This is a genomic window from Streptomyces sp. NPDC006197 (assembly GCF_040613865.1).
Classification (GTDB): domain Bacteria; phylum Actinomycetota; class Actinomycetes; order Streptomycetales; family Streptomycetaceae; genus Streptomyces.
On the sequence record NZ_JBEXSZ010000018.1, the window covers coordinates 1 to 14,536 of the forward strand.

A 14,536-nucleotide genomic window follows, 5' to 3' on the forward strand; every position below is an offset into this window, starting at 1 on the left:
CAGGCGCGGAACGCGGAGGCGCCGCTGAGCGCGCCGTCCCGTGTGCCCACCCGTCCCGCCCTGCGGGACGATTGCCCACACGGGCGGGTGGGCGGGGCACCGCCCAGCGGGGGCACGGGCCCACATGGGCGGGGGCAGGGGTCCGCGGGCGCGGAAGCGGCCTCAGGCGCGCCCCAGGACGTCCAGCGCCTCCGCCGCCGCGAGTTCCGCCGCCGCCGGGGCCGTCTTGAAGCCCGCGCCCGACCAGCCCGTCGCGAGGACGATCCGGCTGTCGGGCCGCTCGCGGCCGAGGTGGGGGCGGGAGTGCGGGGTGTAGAGGTCGACGCCCTGGCGTCCGCCGAGGAAGCGGGTCGCGGGGTCGGCGAGCCAGGGCCACCGCGCGGCCGCCCCCTGGCGTATGTACGCCACGTGCTCGTCGGTCAGCGTGGCCTCGCCGCCCGGGGGCACGTCCCATTCGTCGACGGGCCGCCCGGCCATGTAGCCGCCGGCCGCCTCTCCGGTGAGCTGGGGCCGGCCCCAGACGCCGCTGACCATGTCGACGACGGTCGGCAGGCCGGCGGTGGCGGGGTGGTGGAAGAAGCCGTACCGGATGCTCTTGGTGCGTCCGGCGTCCGCGCCGCTGAGCCGGTGTCCGGCGATCTCCCCGGTGCCGCCGCCGGCCGCGAGGACGACGGCGAAGGCCTCGACGGGGCCGCCGGGTTCGAGGAGGACCCGGACCCGGTCGGCGCCGGGCGGTGCGTCGAGTGCGCGTACCCGGGCGGGCAGCAGCCGGGCCCCGTGGGCGAGGGCGCGGTCGCGGTAGACGCGCGCGGTACGGGGCGGGTCGGCGTAACCGGCCTCGGGTTCCCAGACGGCGGCGGTGACGCCGTCGACGGAGAGCCCGGGGAAGCGGGCCCCGAGCACCTCCGGATCCAGCAACTCCGCCGGTACCCCGGCGCCGTTGAGCTCGGCGACGCCCTTCTCGGCCTGTTCCAGGTCGGCGTCGCCGCAGAGGACGAGCGACCCGGTGGCCATGAAGCCGTACGGCCCCGGCGCGAGCGCGGCGGGCCCCCAGGCGAGGTGGTGGCTGCGGAGGGCGAGCCCGCGCAGGTACGGGTCGGCCTCGAAGGACCGGACGAGCCCGCCGGACCAGGCGGTGGCGTGCTCGTCCCGCCCGTCCATGGGGGCGACGAGCGCGACCCGTGCGCCGTGCCGGGCGAGGACGGCGGCGGTGGCGGAGCCGACGACCCCGGCGCCGACGACGATGACGTCGTAGGCCCGCCCGTGCCGGCCACCGGTACGCGCCGGCGCCCCGGCCGCCACGGGCACGGGCACGACGTCCCACCCCACGCTCCCGGGCTCGGGCTCCCCGAGCGCGGTGAACCCCCGGTCGGCGTGGGCCCGTACGGCGGCGAGGAGGGTGCGTCCGGTGCGTGCCGGGTCCTCGGCGAGCGCGGCGGTGGCGGCGGCGAAGGCCGCGTCCACGTGGGCTTCGGGCCCGCCGCGCATCCGGGCCACGTACGAGGAGGGGACAGGGCCGAGGAGCTCCGCGAACTCGTCGACCGCGCAGTCGTCGGTGAACCAGGACGCGCCCTCGAACCCGGCCGCCCGCCACTCCCGGGCCGCCCGCGCGGCCCCGACGTGGGTGCCGCAGACGACGAGCGCGGTGAGCGCCGAGGCGTCCCGCCCTTCCGGCCCGTCGAGGACGTCCGGGGAAGGCCCGGTCAGGGCCGCCGGCACCGGTACGGCGCCCGTCGCGGGCCCGCTGCCGTCGGAGACCACGGCCCCCGACGGGACGGCGGGCCGCGCGGCCGCCGGGGCGTCCCGTACGAGCAGGGCGAGCCGCTCCCCGTACGCGCTGCCGTCGTGCGTGACGGCGACCCGGGTGTGTCCCGCGTCCCGTACGGCGGCGAGCAGGTCGGCCGCCTGGGCGCGGTCGTCCGGGCACCAGCGCAGGAGGGTGCCGGCGCTGTCGGCGAGGAGGCCGGGCGTGGTGGCCAGCGGGAGGAGGACGGGGAGTCCGGCCGCCCGGTAGACGGGGAGGGCGGCCGCCGCGCCGGCGCTGTTGAAGTGTCCGACGACCAGGGCGTGCCGGCCTTCGGCGACGACCGCCTCGGCGATCTGCCGGGCCGTCTCGGCCTCGCCGCGGTCGTCGTACAGCTCCCAGTTCACGGCCGTGCCGTACCGTTCGGCCGCCCGCTCCAGGTGTTCGCCCCAGGCGGCCCGGGGTCCGGAGAAGGGCCCGACGACGGCGCCGCGCGGGAGGGCCTCCGCCTCAGGCACTGAAGACCGCCCCGGGCCAGGCCGCCACCGGCGTCCCCGGGGCGAGCGGGGCGAGGGCCTCCGCGTCCACCCGGCGGGGTTCCGGCGCGAGACCGAGGAGGGCCGTGAGCCGAGCGGAGCCGTACGGGAGGGCGGGCGCGGCCCAGGCGGACAGGGCGGCGGCGACGGCGAGCTGGGCGGAGAGCGCGGAGCGGTGCGCGGCGGCGCCGTCCGGGCGCTCGGCCTCGAAGCCGTTCACGTGGCCGAAGTCCTCGGCGAGGCAGACCGCTTCGTCGAGCAGCGCGATCGCGCGCCGCGCGTCGTAGCCGCCGATCTCCGCCCCGTACGCCTCGCGCAGCTGTCCGACGGTCTCGGTGAGCCGGGCACGCAGCCGCTCCCACGCCGGGCCCCGGGGCGCCTCGGCGGGGGCGAGGCCGTCGGCGGACTCGGCGACGGCGGTGAGCAGCCGGCCGAGCCAGCCGTCCCAGCGCTCGGCGAGCCGGGCGCGGCTGAGTTCGAGGGCGGACGAACTGAAGCTGGTCTGGCGGCCGTTGGGGCGGTCGGACAGGACGTGGTAGCGCAGGACGTCCGCGCTCGTCCGGGCGAGCTCCTCGTGCGCCCAGATGGCGTGGCGCCTGCTGGTGGAGAACTTGAGCCCTTCGAGCCGGTAGAACTCGTTGACGACGAAGGCCTTCGGCAGCGCGATCTCCGGGTCGTACGCCCGGAAGGCGGCGGGGAACAGCAGGGCGTGGAAGTAGCCGTTGTCGAAGCCGAAGAACTGGACGGGCGCGGGCGCGGGGCCGGTCCCGCCGGCGCCGGTCCACTCCAGGAGGTAGCCGGGGGCCATCTCGAACCAGACGTAGATCCGCTGCTCCGTGAAGCCCTCGACGGGCACGGGGACGCCCCACTCGGAGGGGTGGCTGACGGCGATCTCGGGGAGGCCGTCGGCCCGCATCCGCTCGCAGAGGGAGCGCAGGTGCGGCGGCATGTCGACCTGCTCCCAGAAGGCGGTGAGCTGCTCCTCCCAGGGGGCGAGGGGGAAGTAGAGCCGCTCGCAGTCGCGGAGTTCGGGGGTGGCGCCGCAGCCGGTGCAGACGGGGTTCGCGAGGTCGGCGCAGTCGTTGGGGCGGCCGCAGGGCTCGCAGGCGTTGCCGTTGGAGCCGGAGCCGCAGTGCGGGCAGTCGCCCTTGAGGTAGGCCTCGTACAGCCAGCGCTCGCAGCCGGTGCAGTAGGGCAGCGGGCGCGTGCGGGCGACGATGTGCCCGGCTTCGTGCAGGCGGCCGAAGAACTCCTGGACGGCCGACTGGTAGCCGACGTCGCGGCGCGGGCGGACGATCGCGTCGAAGTCGGCGCCGGCCTGCCGCCACACGGACTCGATGGAGGCGCCGTAGCCGTCGGCGACCTCCTCGCCCTTGCGTCCGCCGTCGTTCAGGCCGCGGACGGGCACGTAGCTCTGGTGGTCGTCGAGGCCGGTGGTGTAGCGGACGGGGCCGGCGCCCTCGGCGGCGAGGAAGCGGCGCAGGACGTCGCCGGCGAGGTAGGGCCCGGCGAGGTGGCCGATGTGGAGGTCGCCGTTGGGGGTGGGCGGGGTGGCGGTGATCCAGTGGGTGGACGCGTCGGCGCTCATGCGGCGACCTCCTCGGTGTCGGTGTCGTTGTCGGTACGGATGGCGGGCTCGCGCAGCGGCCAGTACAGGGAGAGCCAGCTCAGCTCGGCGTCACCGGTGTTGTGGACGACGTGCTCCTGGTTCCGGGGCAGCACGACGATGTCGCCGGCGCGGAACGGCGGCTCCAGGCGCCCGTCGAGGGTCACGCTCCCGGTGCCGCCGAGGATGATCATGACCTCGTCCTGGTTGTGGCAGTCGGGGTCGGAGTCCCCGCCGGGCTTCAGGAAGCAGGCCATGGCGCCGACGGGCGGCTCGGCGTCCCCGCCCGGCCAGGGAATGATCCGCTGGCAGGCGAGCCCGAACTCCTCGGTGGCGGCGCTGCGGTCGATGCGGAAGCGGCGGTCGGCCATGGGGGCGTCTCCGGTCTTCGGGGGGAGGTCGCGGTACGGAGTGGGGGCGAGAGCCGGTTCTCCGGGCGGCAGGATGGGCGAGGTGAAGGGCATGGGGTCTCCTGGGACTGCGGGCGCGGTCGGGGCGGGCGCGGTCTGAGCGAGGACTGCCTGGGCGGGTGCGGGTGCGGGCGCGGTCTGAGCGAGGACTGCCTGGGCGGGTGCGGGCGCGGTCTGAGCGAGGACTGCCTGGGCGGGTGCGGGTGCGGGCGCGGTCGGGTCGGGTACGGCCCCGGACGCGACGGGACCTGGGGCGCGACGGGACCTGCGGGGGGGAGCTGCGGGGAGGCTGCGGGAGTGGCCGCGGTGGTGGCTACCGGGGGTCGAGGCCCGTCACCGACGCGACCGGGATGCGGGCGAGGCCGGCCATGACCTGGCGCGGCCCGGCCCCCCACCCGTACCGCCGCTTGAGCGGCGCGACGTGCGTGGCGATGAGCGCGAGGAGGGGCGCGAGGTCGGTGGGCGTGGCGCCGAGGAGGGCGAGCAGTTGCTCCGTACGGGTCAGGCCGGCGCCCGGGCCGATCCCGTGCACGGCGGCGTCCTGCCAGGTGGCTCCGGCGCTTCCGGCGACGACGGTGTTGTGCAGGGCGAAGCCCTGGTTGTCGTGGGCGTGGATGCCGACGGGCGCGGACACGGCGGCGCGGGTGGACTGGACGAGTTCGATGACGCGCTCGGGGCGGAGCGAGCCGAGGGAGTCGACGAGGAAGACGGCGTCGAGCGGGCCGAGTGCGGCGCTCTCGCCGAGGCAGCGGTCGAGCTCCGGGTAGGAGGCGAGGTCGATGTGGGTGAGGAAGAGGCAGACGCCGAAGCCGGCTTCCCGCAGGCGGTGCAGCGGGGCGGCGGCGCGGGCCACCCGGTCGTACCGGACGGCGAGGCGGACGAGGCCGACGGGCACGGGCCCCGTGGCCAGGGTGTCGGCGATCCGCCCCGCGGAGGCCGTGGCGGCGGCGTCCGTGGCGGGCAGGTGCGCGGTGTCGAGGAGGACGGAGAAGCGGGGGCCGTAGCGCTCGGGGAGCGGGACCGGCAGCAGTGCGCCGCGCGGGGCGGAGCGGTCGGCGGGGTCGTGGACGTCGCCCAGCTCGATGACGTCGATGCCGAGCCGCGCGCAGACCGCGAGGTAGTCGGCGGCCAGCGCGGGGGGTACGGATCCGCCGGTGAGCCGTCCGCCGGTGCGCAGGGTGCAGTCGAGCAGGGTCATCCGGTCACCCCCAGCCGGTGTCGTTCGTGCCCGTGCCGGCGGCGGGCGCACCCCAGCCGGTGTCGTACGTGCCGGTGAGGACGGTCGCGCCCCAGCCGGTGTCGTTCGTGCCGGTGCCGCCGGTGACGGCGCCGGCGGTGACGGTGGCGAGGCCCGCGAGGCCGACGACCAGGGTGGTGAGGAGGGTGGTGCGGATCCGCCGCTTCATGTCGTGTGCTCTCTTTCCGCTTCCGCGAGGAGTAAGTCGTGTGTTTCCGTGCCGAGTTGCGAGCTTCGCTGGCTGTGCGAGCTTGGTGCGCTTTGACCTTGTGGGCGGTGATACGAACGTATCCAGAGCGGCATGACTATGGGGCGGACCGCATGGCTCATTAGGCTGCATGGCAGCAAGAGGACGCCGTCACAAACGGGGGAAAAGGTGGCGATACCAGAAATACCGCGGGCCGATAGCGATGACGGAACTCCGGACTCCGCCGCTCCGGCGGAAACGGCATCCGCCGGACCGACCCCGGAGTCCACCGCCCTGGCCGCGATCGGCGCCGCGGGAACGGACCTCCCCGCGCCGCCCTCCGAGGACCCCGAGGACCCCCTGACCCGGGTCTACACCTGCCTCCTGGCCCGGGACCCGGCCCAGCCGCCGGCGTACTCCGCCGACCTCGCGGCGGAGCTCGGACTGCCGCTCGCCCGGGTGGAGTCGGCCGTCTCGGCCCTCCTCGACATGGGCCTGCTGCGCCGCACCCCGGAGCGGGCGGTGCTCCCGGTGGCGCCGGACGAGGCCGTCCAGCGCACCCTGGGGCCGCTGGAGCGCGAGATGCGCGCCCGCCGCCAGCACATGGAGCGCACCCGCGAGCAGTTGATGGCCTTCATGCCGCTGTACGAGTCCTACCTGCTCCGGCTGACGCACCTGCGACAGGCGGAGTACGTGGAGCTGCTCACCGATCTCCGCGCGGTGCGGGAGGCCATCACCGAACTGGGCCGGACCTGCGAGCGCGAGGTCATGACGGCGCAGCCGGGCGGCGGCCGACGCGCCGAGGTCCTCGAGGAGGCGGTGGCCCGCGACGAGGAACTCCTGCGCCGCGGCGTCCGGATGCGCGTCCTCTACCAGCACACCGCCCGCTTCTCCTCGGGCACCTGCGCCTACGTGGAGCGGGTCGGCCGGCTCGGCGCCCAGGTGCGCACCCTGGACGACGAGTTCCCGCGGATGCTCGTCTTCGACCGCTCGACGGCGGTCATCCCGGTCCCGGACGACCCGCACGCGGCGGTCCTGGTCCGCGAGCCGCACGTGGTGGCGTTCATGGTGGGCGCGTACGAGCGACTGTGGCTGGAGGCCCTGCCGTTCGAGACGGAGTGGGACCGGCAGACCATCATGGACATCTCCGACGAGCTGAAGCAGACCATCGTCCGCCTGCTCACCGAGGGCCTGACGGACGCGGCGATAGCCCGCCGCCTGGGCCTGTCGGTCCGCAGCTGCCGCCGCCATGTGGCCGACGTGATGGCCGCCCTCGGCGCCGAGAGCCGCTTCCAGGCCGGTTACCTCCTGGCCCAGCAGGAACGCGAGCAGCCGGGTTCCTGAGGGGACCGCGGGGTCACCCGTACGTGGTGAAGAGCGCTCGGGGGCCGTCGCACGGGCGCCACCGGGCATAGGGTCCGTGCAGACGGCACGGACACGACGAAGTCAGGGTGGACATGAGCGACTTGGCGGCCGAGGAGCGATCCGAACGGGAGGGCCCGGAGGGAAGCCCTCCGGACGAGGGCGCCCCGGCGTCCGGCCGCGCCGCGAAACGGCGTCGCCCCTTCTGGATCGAGCTGCCGTTCCTCGCGGGGATCGCGCTCGTCCTGGCGTTCCTGATCAAGACGTTCCTGCTCCAGGCGTTCCTGATCCCGTCGGGATCGATGCAGAACACCCTGCAGCTCGACGACCGGGTCCTGGTCGACAAGCTCACCCCGTGGTTCGGCTCGGAACCCGACAGGGGCGAGGTCGTGGTCTTCCGCGACCCCGGCGACTGGCTGGCGGGACGGCCGGTGAAGCAGCCGACCACGCTGCAGAAGGGCCTGGGCTTCGTCGGGCTGATGCCGGCGGCCGGAGAGCAGCACCTGATCAAGCGGGTCATCGGCGTCGCCGGCGACACCGTCGAGTGCAAGGGCGAGGGCCCCCTGAAGGTCAACGGCAAGGCCCTGACGGAGCCGTACGTCTTCCAGGGGAACACGGCCTGCAGCACGGACCCGGAGGGCCAGTTCGAGGTCACGGTCCCCGCCGGCCACCTGTGGGTGATGGGCGACCACCGGCAGAGCTCGCAGGACTCCCGCTACCACCGGAGTGACCCCCGGGGCGGCATGGTGCCCGTGACGGACGTGGTGGGCCGCGCCGTCGTGATCGCCTGGCCGGTCCCCCACTGGTCGACCCTCTCCGTCCCCGACACCTTCGACCAGCCGGGCCTCGCCGACCGTCCCTGACGGCCGCGCCGAGGGCCCGACCTGAAAGGAGTTCAGGTCGGGCCCTTTCCCGTCCGGGGCGGATCCCGAGAGGTGCCGTGGACCCGTGGCGGGGGCGGGGGTCAGCGCTGGGGGCGGGTGCGCCAGAACTCCAGGACCGCGGCGCGCAGCGTCCGGTCGGCGGTCACCGGGGAGGTGGCGTGCCAGACCGAGGAGTCGAAGGCGATGATCGAGCCGCCCGCCGGGGGCAGGGAGAGGACCGGCGGGCGCGTGGGGTGGTGCGAGCCGCGGACCTCGAAGTGCCCTCCTCCGTCCGCGGGCCAGTCCGGGTTGAAGTAGAGGACGACCGTGAGGGCCTTCTCCGGCTCGTCGTGGTGGGGCGAGATGAGCTCGCCCGGGGCGTGCGTGAAGAGCCCGATGTCGTGGGGGAGCCGAGTGAGGTCCATGTCGCTGACCTCGCACAGGCGCTTGAGCAGATCCGGCCCCGTCAGCTCGTCGAGGAGCTGTAACCACGAGGGGGTGAGCCGCTCGGCTGCGGCCAGGTGCTCGCCGTCGCGATGGAGCCACAGGGAGCTCAGCTGGAAGCGCTTGACCGGTGTGTCGACGACGACCCGCTGGAACAGCTCCTCGGAGGGGAACTCCTCGTCGAGCCGCTCGATGTCGCCGGCTGAGATCAGGCCCTCCGCGACGTGAGCTCCGATCGCGTCCCGTGGCTGGGAGAAGGCTGTGTCCGCGTGCAGCATGATGGCGTCCCCTCCGGAGGTGACGGTGCAGCCGCACGGTGCGGCTGCGGTTCCGCCACGGTAGGTGCGGCCGAGAGGAGATGCTGTACGGAGAGCCGTACCCGGACTCCGGAGGTCAGCTTCGGGGTGCGGTGATGCCGTGGAGCACCATGTCGCACAGGAGCTGGAGCTCGCTGTGGAGGTCGAAGGACTTCTGGTCCTCGCGGGACCAGCGGTAGAGGGTTCCGAGGTAGCCGTCGCGCAACAGGTGCCCGGCGCGCTGGGTGTTCACCACGGGAGCGATCTCGCCCCGCTGCTTCGCCTCCTCCAGGATGTCGGAGAAGATCTTCGCGGCGTAGGGCTCCTCGTCCATGGGGCGACCCGCCTTGACCCAAGCCGAGAGCATCACGCGCGTCACGCCGCCCTCGCTCTCGTTCAGCTCGGCCAAGGCGCTCATACAGTGTTCCAGGGAGAGTTGGACGGTGCCCTGGGCCACCGGCTCCTGGAGCCGTTCCTCCAGGTACGATCGGCGCCGCGCTCCCCAGGTGTCGATCAGGTCCTCTTTGCGCTGGAAGTAGTTGAAGAACGTACGCCGGGCCACATCGGCCTCCTCGGTGATCTCGTCCACCGAGGTCTGGTCGTACCCCTTCTCCACGAAGAGCTTCAGCGCGGCGTCGTACAGGCGGTTCTTGACACGCACCTTGTTGCGCTCACGACGCCCGAGGGGCGGGGCGATACAGAGGTCGGGGTCGACCATGACTGCTCCTGCTCTCCGGGGTCCGGCTGTCGCGTGCTCGTCTGTCACACCCCCGTCGGCAACGGTTCGCCTGCCCCTGCATCGGTTACCTTCGAATAATATTTGTACCACAGTGCATGAATGCCCGCGAGTCTACTTATGGATGTGCGGTCGGTGAACGGACCGCACGGCGCCGGCCCGGCCGTCGCCGCGGGCACGAGGCCCGTCACGGGACGGCCGGGCTCCTCACCTCGGGAAGACCAGGCCCACGGGGAGATCACGCAGTCAGTTGTACGGGGCTCTCCGCGCCCACCAGACGGTTCAGCGCGATCTCGATGCCCTGCTCCCGGAGTTCCGCCCGGAGTTGAAGGGCCATCAGGGAGTCCAGGCCGTAGTCGCGCAGGGGGCGGCGTTCGTCGATCTGATCGGGCGCCATGCCGAGGAGCCGGGCGGCCCCCCGGACGAGCACCCGCGTCGGCACCGGCCGAGCCCCCTCCACCGCACCGGGAACGGGTGCGGAGACGGGCTCGGGTGCGACCACGGGGACCGGCACCGACTCAAGGACCCGGACCGGCTCAAGGACCCGGACCGGCTCAGGGGCCCGGGCCGGCTCGACGGGCGGGGCCATGGCCTCCTCCGGCGCCAGCAGGCCCGACAGCCAGGTGGCCAGGGTCCGCCGGCCGGACGTCACCGCACGCGTCACCACCGCGGCGGCGCCGGGCAGCAGATGGGTCCCGAGGGTGGCGAGCAGTTCCGGCGAGGCGGCCGACCGGTCCGGTTCCCGCCGCAGGCCGATCCCCCGGAACTCCGCCAGGGCCCGCCCGTCCGGCGCCAGCACGATCGCGTCGGCGGTCACCGTGTCGTCCCCGGCGCCGTCCGGGAACACGACGTGCACCCAGAAGGTCTCCGGCAGTGCGGACAGGAACCGGCTGGACCCGAACACCAGCGGCCGGTACGCGAGTTGGGCGCGGGAACCGCCGGGCAGAGCGGCCAGGAGGGGCAACAGGCACGCCTCCCACTCGGCGTGCCGGGGGACGTCGGGGCGGTGCAGCAGAGCCACCACCTCGCCGTCGCGCCGCCACAGCGCCCGTACCGTCCGGAACGCGGGCGCGACCTCGTACCCGCGCTCCGCGACGCGCCGCAGGAACTCCGTACCGGACCAGTAGGAGCGGCAGCGGGCGAGGGCCGCGTCCAGGTCCACGCGGTCCGGTGCGTCGGCCGCGGGCCGGACCGAGGCGGTCAGGGACGGTGCGCCGGGCACCTCCTGGGCTCCGTCGGAGAGGGCCCGGACGGTCGCCGAGCGGTTCCCGGCCGAGGCGTCGGAGATCTCGGTCCGCAGGGTCAGCGTGCCGCCGGCGGGGACCTCCGGCCAGGCGTCACCGACCCGGGCGTTCTCGATGACGAGCTCCGCGCCGTCGCAGGCGGAGCGGGCCGCGTCGTGCAGGACGGCAAGCTGTACGGCCGGCGGTACGGGCGCGAACCCCCGTGACCCGACGCCGGTCACCCGTTCGTCGAGCGCGTGGTCCGTGACCACTGCGGCGGCGGAGGCGGGGCCGTCCGGGGCGAGCCGCAGATGGTCCTCGTGCCAGCGGTAGAAGGGGAGCGGCACGTGCGGCGCCGCGCCGCCGAACCAGCGCTCCCAGTCGACGGCGCCGCCGTGCGCGAAGTGCCGGCCGAGCGCCCGGGTCAGGGTGACGCGTTCGTCCTGGCGCCGGAGGGTGGAGGCGACCACCCTCGCGGTGGTCCCCGTGTGGTCGAGCGTCGACCGTACGGCGGCGGTGAGGACGGGGTGGGGGCTGATCTCGACGAAGACGGAGTCCGCCTCCTTGGCCAGGCACTGGACGCTCTCCCGGAACCGTACCGGCCGGCGCAGGTTGTCCACCCAGTACGCGGCGTCCAGGCGCGCCCCGTCGACCGGGCCGCAGAAGACGGAGGAGTACATCGGGAGGCGGGGCGCGGCGGGCCTCAGGCCGACCAGCGCCTCGGAGAGCGGCTCGCGCAGCCCGTCCATCACCGGGGAGTGGGAAGCGACGTTCACCGGCACCATCCGGTGGAACACCCCCTGCTCCCGGAGCCCGTCGGCGATGCGTTCCAGAGCGGCCAGGTCCCCGGCGAGCACGGTGGAGTCGGGGGAGTTCTCGGCGGCGACGCAGACGTCGGCCCCCTCGGCACGGACGAGTTCGCGAACGGCCTCCGCCGGGAGTTCCGTGACGAGCATGCCCCCCTGACCGGCCACCCGGGTCATGAGCCGGCTCCGCCGGCAGATCACGGCGGCCGCGTCGGTCAGGGACAGGGCCCCGGTGGTGCCCGCGGCGGCGACCTCGCCCATGCTGTGCCCGACGGAGACGTCGGGCACGACGCCCATGGCCCGCCAGTGGGCGGACAGGGCCGTCTGCACCGCCCACAGGACGGGCTGCACGGTCCCGACGTCGTCGGGGAAGTCGTCGTCCGTCGTGGTCAGCACGTCGATCACCGACCAGCCCGTCTCGGCGCGCACCGCGGCGTCGCACTCCTCCAGCGTCCGGCGGAAGACGGGTGAGGACTCCAGCAGGGCGCGGCCCATGCCCGCCCACTGCGAACCCTGGCCCGGGAACACGAAGACGGTCCGGGGCGCGGGGCCGAAGCCGGCCTCGCCGGTGCCCGCGTTCTCCGTCTCACGGCCTTCGGCCACGGCCCGCAGGCCCGCGGCGAGTTCGTCGTGGCCGGAGCCGGTGACCCAGAGCCGGTACGGGTGGGCCTCGCGCCGCAGGGCGGCGGCGGCGCAGACGGCGGCCGGCGTGTGGGCCCGGCCCGGCCCGTCCGGGCCGAGGAACTCGGCGTAGGCCGTGGCGAGTCCGACCAGCGACTGCGGTGAGCGGGCGCTGAGCACCAGCAGGTGCGTGCCCTCCCCGGCGAACGGTGTGGCGCGGTCCGCGGGGGCGTCCCGGTCCTCGTGGAGCGGTGCCTCCGCGGGGGTGTGGGCACCGACGATCACATGGGCGTTGGTGCCCGACAGTCCGAACGAGCTGACGCCCACCAGGGCGCGGTCGCCGGCCGGGACGAGCGGGGTGTTGGCGGTGACGACCTCGACGGGCATGTCGTCCCTGGTGAGCAGGGGGTGCGTCCGGGTGGCGTGCAGCGAGGCGGGGATGAGGCCGTGCCGGGCGATCAGGACGGCCTTGATCAGGCCGGCGATGCCGGCGGCCGCCTCGGTGTGGCCGATGTTGCTCTTCACGGAGCCGGTCAGCAGGGGGCGCTCCGGGGTGCGCCGGTCCCGCACGGCTTCGGCGAGGGCGGTCAGTTCGACGGTGTCGCCGGCCGCGGTGCCGGTGCCGTGGGCCTCGACGTAGTCCAGGTCCGCCGGTTCGATGCCGGCCTCCCGGCACGCGGAGCGCATCATGTCGACCTGACCGGAGACGGCGGGCTTGAGCAGGAGGCCGCTGCCGCGCCCGTCGTTGACCACGGCGCTGCCGTGCAGCACGGCGAGGATCCGGTCACCGTCGCGCTCCGCGTCGGCGAGCCGCTTCAGCAGGACGACCCCGACGCCTTCGCTGCGGACGAAGCCGTCGGCGGTCTCGGCGCCGAACTTGCAGCGTCCGTCGGGGGAGAGCATGGAGGCCTGCGAGTAGGCGATGGCGTCGTGCGGCGAGAGGATCACGTTGACCCCGCCGGCGACGGCGAGATCGGACTCACCGGTCCGCAGGCTCTGGCACGCGGTGTGCACGGCGACTAAGGACGAGGAGCAGGCGGTGTCCACGAGTAAGTTGGGGCCGCGCAGGTCGAGCGCGTAGGAGACGCGGCCGGTGGCCATGGAGCGCAGGTGGCTGCCCACCACCTGGCGCAGGGTGTACATCTCCGGGTCGTCCCGCTGGGAGTACTCGGCGGTCGCCTGTCCGACGAAGACGCCGGTACGGCTGCCGGCCAGCGAGGACGGGACGATGCCGGCGTCCTCCAGCGCCTCCCACACGACGGTGAGCAGAAGACGGTGCTGCGGGTCGAGGGCCGCCGCCTCCGAGGGGGCGATGCCGAAGAACGTGGGGTCGAACGCGAACGGGTCGTCGAGGAAGCCGCCGAAGCGCGAGACGGTCCGGCCCGGGGTGCGGGGCACCGAGGAGTAGCAGGCGTCGATGTCGAAGCGGTCCGACGGGATCCGGGTGACGGAGTCGGTGTTCGCGGTCAGGTTCCGCCAGTACTGGTCGACGGATGCGGCCTGGGGGAAGCGGCATCCCATACCCACGACGGCGATCGCTGACGTCCGGACAAGAGCGTTCACGGCATGAACCCATCTGAGGAGGGCGGGCAAGGAAACGGACCGTGGGGGGCGTGCGGGCCTCGCGTCGGTGATTCTGATGCAAATCTGCACTGGAGGTCAAGATTGCTCTTCAGGTCTCCTTTGCACGCCCTTCACGCCCTCTTCACACCCTTTCGGCCGTTTCGACACTCCGGGAACGTCGTGAATCGATCACCGAATGTGACCTGGAGCACTAAATATTGAATCGCAGGGCAAAGTTGCACCTTAATGTAAGAAGCCTCGCTCCCTCGGCGGAGAGACCGTCGTGCGGATACCGGACAACACGTCAGAAGGCGGTAACGGTGCGTTTTCTCGTCAGCCGTGCGTTCCTGGACGATGGCCGATTACACAGGCTTCGCTCAGCCCACCAGAGCTACTGGCGAAGACTTCTCCACCAGGGCGTCCTCCTCGGCGGAGGCACCCTGGAGGAGGGCAGCCGGGAGGTCCTGGTCCTGAGGGCCAGTGACCGGGACACGGTCCACCGGGTGCTCGGCGCCGACCCGTACACCCAGGAGCGCCTGACCCTGAGCGTCACGGTCCAGGGCCTGGACAACCTGCTCGGCGCGGAGGAGCGAGCAGATCCCGGGCCGCCCCGTGCCACGGGCGCCGACACCGGCGCCGATCCGGCCGGCCGACTGAGCGCCCATGAGTGGCGGGTCTCCCGGATGATGCTGGAGGGACTGACCAACCGGCAGATCGCGGAGCGGCTCGCGGTGTCCCCACGCGCCGTGGAGCAGCACATCACCCGCATCTACCGCAAGCTGTCGATCAGCCGTCGTGCGCAGCTGGCGGTGGCGCTCCGGGCGGAGGAGGTCCCCGCGGCCTGAGCGGCACGATCGCGCCCTCGCCCCGCACACGGGACGGCGGCTCGCCCCGGCGAGCCG

At 74.0% G+C, this 14,536-nt stretch carries 11 protein-coding genes; 3 read left to right on the plus strand and 8 right to left on the minus strand.

Features of this window, described 5'->3' with window-relative positions:
* Positions 1 to 162 precede the first annotated feature (162 nt).
* The 5 genes from ABZ318_RS08280 to ABZ318_RS08300 form a co-directional block, all read right to left on the minus strand.
* Positions 163 to 2,262 carry an FAD-dependent oxidoreductase gene (locus ABZ318_RS08280; protein WP_356901674.1) on the minus strand — a complete coding sequence of 700 codons (2,100 nt, stop codon included), beginning with the start codon at positions 2,260 to 2,262 and terminating at the stop codon, positions 163 to 165.
* Positions 2,255 to 3,868 carry a class I tRNA ligase family protein gene (locus ABZ318_RS08285; RefSeq protein ID WP_356901675.1) on the minus strand — a complete coding sequence of 538 codons (1,614 nt, stop codon included), beginning with the start codon at positions 3,866 to 3,868 and terminating at the stop codon, positions 2,255 to 2,257. The genes ABZ318_RS08280 and ABZ318_RS08285 overlap by 8 nt, the downstream gene beginning before the upstream one ends.
* Positions 3,865 to 4,350 (minus strand): cupin domain-containing protein, encoded by a 486-nt coding sequence (locus ABZ318_RS08290; protein ID WP_356901676.1) that lies wholly within the window; start codon positions 4,348 to 4,350, stop codon positions 3,865 to 3,867. Before ABZ318_RS08290 ends, ABZ318_RS08285 begins: the two co-directional genes overlap by 4 nt.
* Before the next feature lie 259 nt (positions 4,351 to 4,609).
* Positions 4,610 to 5,494: a hypothetical protein gene (locus ABZ318_RS08295; protein ID WP_356901677.1), complete on the minus strand. Its 885-nt coding sequence runs from the start codon at positions 5,492 to 5,494 to the stop codon at positions 4,610 to 4,612.
* A 4-nt stretch (positions 5,495 to 5,498) separates the two neighbouring features.
* Complete coding sequence (locus tag ABZ318_RS08300) at positions 5,499 to 5,702, minus strand: hypothetical protein (protein ID WP_356901678.1); 204 nt, start codon at positions 5,700 to 5,702, stop codon at positions 5,499 to 5,501.
* 207 nt (positions 5,703 to 5,909) lie between these two features.
* On the opposite strand from ABZ318_RS08300, the gene ABZ318_RS08305 reads away from it, so the two are divergent.
* Together ABZ318_RS08305 and lepB are read left to right on the plus strand one after the other, a co-directional pair.
* Complete coding sequence (locus ABZ318_RS08305; RefSeq protein ID WP_356901679.1) at positions 5,910 to 7,064, plus strand: LuxR C-terminal-related transcriptional regulator; 1,155 nt, start codon at positions 5,910 to 5,912, stop codon at positions 7,062 to 7,064.
* Between the two features lie 113 nt (positions 7,065 to 7,177).
* A complete protein-coding gene (gene lepB, locus ABZ318_RS08310; protein ID WP_356901680.1) occupies positions 7,178 to 7,945 on the plus strand; it encodes a signal peptidase I in 768 nt (255 codons plus the stop codon).
* 101 nt (positions 7,946 to 8,046) lie between these two features.
* Here lepB and ABZ318_RS08315 read toward each other — a convergent pair whose 3' ends face one another.
* The 3 genes from ABZ318_RS08315 to ABZ318_RS08325 all read right to left on the minus strand — a co-directional run bounded on the left by ABZ318_RS08315 (position 8,047) and on the right by ABZ318_RS08325 (position 13,634).
* Positions 8,047 to 8,667, minus strand: a complete 621-nt coding sequence (locus tag ABZ318_RS08315; protein ID WP_356901681.1) for a 2OG-Fe(II) oxygenase — start codon at positions 8,665 to 8,667, stop codon at positions 8,047 to 8,049.
* 115 nt (positions 8,668 to 8,782) lie between these two features.
* The gene (locus tag ABZ318_RS08320; protein ID WP_356901682.1) at positions 8,783 to 9,403 is read right to left on the minus strand and encodes a TetR/AcrR family transcriptional regulator; all 621 of its coding nucleotides are present in this window, start codon (positions 9,401 to 9,403) and stop codon (positions 8,783 to 8,785) included.
* Between the two features lie 256 nt (positions 9,404 to 9,659).
* Positions 9,660 to 13,634: an acyltransferase domain-containing protein gene (locus tag ABZ318_RS08325; RefSeq protein ID WP_356901683.1), complete on the minus strand. Its 3,975-nt coding sequence runs from the start codon at positions 13,632 to 13,634 to the stop codon at positions 9,660 to 9,662.
* 320 nt (positions 13,635 to 13,954) lie between these two features.
* Here ABZ318_RS08325 and ABZ318_RS08330 point away from each other — a divergent pair, with 320 nt between their 5' ends.
* A complete protein-coding gene (locus tag ABZ318_RS08330) occupies positions 13,955 to 14,479 on the plus strand; it encodes a LuxR C-terminal-related transcriptional regulator (RefSeq protein WP_356901684.1) in 525 nt (174 codons plus the stop codon).
* Positions 14,480 to 14,536 lie beyond the last annotated feature (57 nt).